Source organism: Hungatella hathewayi WAL-18680, from assembly GCF_000235505.1.
Lineage (GTDB): Bacteria > Bacillota > Clostridia > Lachnospirales > Lachnospiraceae > Hungatella_A > Hungatella_A hathewayi_A.
Map to the genome: position 1 here is coordinate 2,564,456 of NZ_JH379027.1, position 4,394 is coordinate 2,568,849.

Annotated in this window: 6 protein-coding genes; all 6 read left to right on the plus strand. The window is 47.6% G+C overall.

Annotation, left to right across the window (positions count from 1 at the left end; genetic code table 11):
- Positions 1 to 205: sigma-70 family RNA polymerase sigma factor (locus HMPREF9473_RS26845; protein WP_006780278.1), on the plus strand; the 205-nt coding region annotated here is incomplete at its 5' end.
- 335 nt (positions 206 to 540) lie between these two features.
- The gene (gene licT / locus HMPREF9473_RS11500) at positions 541 to 1,371 is read left to right on the plus strand and encodes a BglG family transcription antiterminator LicT (RefSeq protein ID WP_006780279.1); all 831 of its coding nucleotides are present in this window, start codon (positions 541 to 543) and stop codon (positions 1,369 to 1,371) included.
- Positions 1,372 to 1,392: 21 nt separating this feature from the next.
- The gene (locus tag HMPREF9473_RS11505; protein WP_006780280.1) at positions 1,393 to 1,881 is read left to right on the plus strand and encodes a PTS sugar transporter subunit IIA; all 489 of its coding nucleotides are present in this window, start codon (positions 1,393 to 1,395) and stop codon (positions 1,879 to 1,881) included.
- A gap of 35 nt (positions 1,882 to 1,916) precedes the next feature.
- Positions 1,917 to 2,186, plus strand: coding sequence for an HPr family phosphocarrier protein (locus HMPREF9473_RS11510; protein ID WP_006780281.1), 270 nt, complete (start codon positions 1,917 to 1,919; stop codon positions 2,184 to 2,186).
- Positions 2,187 to 2,245: 59 nt separating this feature from the next.
- A complete protein-coding gene (locus HMPREF9473_RS11515; RefSeq protein WP_006780282.1) occupies positions 2,246 to 3,718 on the plus strand; it encodes a PTS transporter subunit EIIC in 1,473 nt (490 codons plus the stop codon).
- Between the two features lie 124 nt (positions 3,719 to 3,842).
- The coding region (locus HMPREF9473_RS11520) for an SDR family NAD(P)-dependent oxidoreductase (RefSeq protein WP_006780283.1) at positions 3,843 to 4,394 on the plus strand (552 nt) is incomplete at its 3' end.

Here is a 4,394-nt window from a genome sequence, read left to right on the forward strand (position 1 = left end):
CGTCAAAGAGCTTTATAAAGCATTTGAAGTCTGCTTAAAGGACAACGAAAAGACCGTCATCGGCATGCGCTATGGACTGTTCGGCGGCAAAGAGTACACACAGCGGGAGATAGCCGACATGCTCGGCATCTCCCGGTCCTATGTGTCGAGGATTGAAAAGAAGGCGGTGGAGAAACTAAGGACAGAATTTGAACGGCACAGATAAAAAACGACAGATAATCAGTGTATTAGGGCGGAAGTTCCAGAGGTTATGGGGCTTCCGCTTTTCACTGTCTTAAAACCGTTTTTATATGAGCAAAAATAACAAAAAAGAGTAGGAAAATATTAACAAAATATAAATATTTATAAAAAAACAGTTGACATTTCCCAGATTTTTTGATAAAGTAAAGGCAATTAAACAAGTAATCACAAGATAACATGATTTGGATTGTTACTGGTAAGCAGGCAAAACCAATTTTGAAGACTAAGGCTAGGGATGTAGTACTTATTTTTCAAGGTTGGTTTTTTTATTTCCGCAGGGTATTTGACTGGAGTATTCGAATGAAAATTGACAAGATAATCAATAATAATGTAGTCAGCGCGCTGGAGGACAACGGGAATGAGATTGTGGTGATGGGAAAGGGAATTGGGTTCCACACCAAAAAGGGGATGGAGATACCGGAGAGACAGATTGAGAAAGTGTTCCGGCTGGACAATCCGGGTACCATGGACCAGTTTAAATCCCTGCTTGAGAATCTGCCGCTGGAGCATTTACAGGCGTCAACGGAAATCATCAATTACGCCAAAAGCGTTTTAAATAGAAAGATTAACCAGAGTATCTACATCACCCTGACGGACCATATCAATTTTGCCATTGAGCGCTACCGTCAGAAGATGATGTTCACCAACCCCCTGCTTCGGGAAGTGAAGACATTTTACAAAGAAGAGTATCTGGTGGGAGAGTACGCCATCGCTCTGATTGAGCGGAGAATCGGAATCAGTCTTCCGGTGGACGAGGCGGCTTCCATTGCCCTTCATATTGTCAACGCGGAATATAATACGAAGATGAGGGACACCATAGACATTACCAACCTGATTCAGGCGGTGCTTGGGATTGTCAAAGAGGAATTCAAGATGGAGCTGGATGAGACGTCTCTGAACTATGAGCGGTTCATCACCCACCTGCGTTTCCTGGCCCAGAGGATTTACAGCAAGGAGCTGCTGGGCACCGATGACAACCAGGAGTTCTACGACATGGTGGCGAAGATGTATCCCGAGGAATGCGCATGCAGCCGGAAGGTGGCGGCTTACATCTATGATACGTACCGGCACAAGGTGTCAGACGAGGAGGTTTCCTATCTGGCAGTGCATATAAAGAGAGTTAGAATGTGACAGGAAAGAGGGGAGTTTATTATGTTTAAATCACTGAAACAGATGTTTGGGGGGAGTAATGCGAAAAAGCAGATTCTTGCACCTGTATCAGGCAGAGTCGTTCCCATGAGCGAAGTCAATGACCCTACCTTCAGCCAGGAGATTCTTGGCAAGGGCGTGGCGGTGGTTCCTTCCGAGGGAAAAGTGGTGGCTCCGGCCTCCGGGGAAGTGGTCGTGATGTTTGAGACAAAACATGCGGTCAGCATCCGCACGGAAGATGGCGCAGAGCTGATTATCCACATCGGCCTGGACACTGTGAATCTGAGAGGAGAGCATTTTACCGCTCACGTGGCACAGGGTGACCATGTAAAAGCGGGTGACGTGCTGGTGGAATTTGACATGGAGGCCATCAAGGAGGCCGGCTATGACGTGATTACGCCGATTGTTATCTGCAATACACCGGATTTCCCGAATATGGTATGCCATACCGGTATGGAAGTGAAGGCTCTGGACCCTGTGATTGATTTGTAAGCTGCTTGTTACAAAGGATAAAAGAGGAGATTCCTATGGTTGAGTGGGAATATACGATTCAGGACCCGGAGGGGCTTCACGCCCGGCCGGCGTCAAAACTTGTGATGAAAGCAATGAAATTCAGTTCCGATATCCGGGTCAGTCTGTACCAGAATTCGGCGGACGCCAAGAACATCCTGGAAGTGATGGCGCTTGGCGCCGGCAGAAATGACAAAATTCTGGTCCGGGCGTCCGGTGAGGACGAGGAAGAAGCGCTGGAAGCTGTCAAACAGGTTCTGGCACAGGAGAACGATTTGAACCCGTAAAGGTTTCAAATAGAAGTATGAAAAATGCCTGAAAGGCAAAAAGAAAGGGGATTTCTATTATGATGAAATGGTTACAGAAACTGGGTAAGTCTTTGATGCTTCCGGTTGCGGTTCTGCCGGTTGCAGGTATTCTGTCCGGTATCGGTTATGCCCTCTGTCCCGCGGTTATGCAGGGTGGAGAGATTGTAGGCGCGATTCCGATGATTGGATACTTCCTGACACAGGCGGCCCTGGCGCTGATTGACGGCACCATCATCGCTCTGCTGTTTGCAGTTGGTGTGGCTGTTGGTATGTCAGACGACCATGACGGTACTGCCGGTCTGGCCGGTCTTGTTTCCTGGTTGATGATTACTCATCTGTTAGCACCTGGTGTGGTTCAGACACTGGCTGGATTTGCAGATGACAGTATTCAGTTAATGGCATTTGGAAAGATTCAGAATGCTCTGATTGGTATTATCGCAGGTGTTATCGGTTCTACCTGCTACAACAAATTTAAAAACACGAAGCTGCCGGATTGGCTGGCATTCTTCTCCGGCAAACGCTGCGTAGCGATTATTACCGCATTTGTATCGATCATTGCGGCTGCCATCCTGCTGTTTGTATGGCCGGTAATCTTCAGCGGACTGACCTCCTTAGGTGAGGCGATCGTTGGACTGAATGTAGTTGGTGCAGGTCTCTATGCATTCTTAAACCGTTTGCTGATTCCGTTTGGTCTTCACCATGCACTGAATAACGTATTCTGGTTTGATACCATTGGACTTGGCGACTTGACCAACTTCTGGGCTGGCAAGACAAGCGCAGACGTTTCATGGAGCCTTGGTATGTATATGTCCGGATTCTTCCCATGTATGATGTTTGGTGTACCTGGTGCAGCTCTGGCTATGGTACATACGGCAAAATCCAACAAGAAGAAAGTTGCTATCGGTATCGTTGCTTCCGCAGCGCTCTGTGCATTCATCTGTGGCGTTACTGAGCCGTTTGAGTTTGCATTCATGTTCATGGCTCCTGTACTGTACTTAGTATATGCAATTCTGTACGGTATCTTCACCATGATTACCGTTGCCCTGGGATTCCGTGCCGGCTTCTCCTTCTCTGCCGGTGCAACTGACCTGCTGTTCTCCGCAGCGCTTCCGGCTGCCGCGAAGACCTGGTTGATTATCCCGTTAGGTATTGCAGCATTTGCAGTATTCTACATCGTATTCCGTTTCATGATTACGAAGTTTGATTTGAAGACTCCTGGACGTGAGGATGACGATGAGGATGAGACTACCGTGAAGCTGGCCAACAACGACTTTACCGCTGTTGCAGCTACCATTCTGGAAGGCGTTGGCGGAAAAGAGAACGTTACATCCATCGACAACTGTATTACAAGACTTCGTCTGGAAATCAAAGACTATACAAAGGTTGATGACAAGAAGATCAAGTCCGCAGGTGTTGCAGGCGTTATCAGACCGAGCAAGACTACCGTACAGGTTATCGTTGGAACCCAGGTACAGTTCGTGGCCGATGAGTTCAAGAAACTGTGCAAGTAATTTCCGATAGGAAATAAATCTTGCTGGTACATCAAAGAAATTTGCATTGTTTTTCATGGCCTGCCCATATATAATATATGGGTAGGCTTTTTCTTTCATTATAAGACATAAGGAGGTTATTGGCATGACAATCTTAGTAACTGGCGGTGCTGGCTATATTGGAAGCCACACATGTATCGAACTGCTGAATGCAGGATATGAGGTTGTGGTAGTGGACAACCTTTGCAACTCCTGTAAGGAATCACTGAAGAGGGTGGAGGAGATTACCGGTAAAAGTGTAACCTTTTACGAGGTGGATTTACTCGACCAGGACGGCGTGAAACGGGTGTTTGACAATGAGGATATCCAGGCTGTGATTCATTTTGCAGGCTTGAAGGCAGTGGGAGAGTCTGTTTACAAACCTCTGGAGTATTATCATAACAATATCACCGGCACGCTGATTCTCTGCGACGAGATGAGAAAGCACGGCGTGAAGAGCATCGTATTCAGCTCCTCCGCCACGGTGTATGGCAACCCGGCCTTCGTGCCCATCACGGAGGAATGTCCCAAGGGAGAGATCACCAATCCTTACGGGCGGACCAAGGGAATGCTGGAGCAGATTCTCACAGATTTACATACGGCGGACGAGGAGTGGAAGGTGATGCTGCTGCGCTACTTCAATCCCATCGGCGCCCAC

Coding starts and splice junctions, on each gene's coding strand:
- HMPREF9473_RS11510 (WP_006780281.1), top strand. CDS start 1,917: ATGGTTGAGTGGGAATATACGATTCAGGACCCGGAGGGGCTTCACGCC.
- HMPREF9473_RS11505 (WP_006780280.1), top strand. CDS start 1,393: ATGTTTAAATCACTGAAACAGATGTTTGGGGGGAGTAATGCGAAAAAG.
- licT (WP_006780279.1), top strand. CDS start 541: ATGAAAATTGACAAGATAATCAATAATAATGTAGTCAGCGCGCTGGAG.
- HMPREF9473_RS11515 (WP_006780282.1), top strand. CDS start 2,246: ATGATGAAATGGTTACAGAAACTGGGTAAGTCTTTGATGCTTCCGGTT.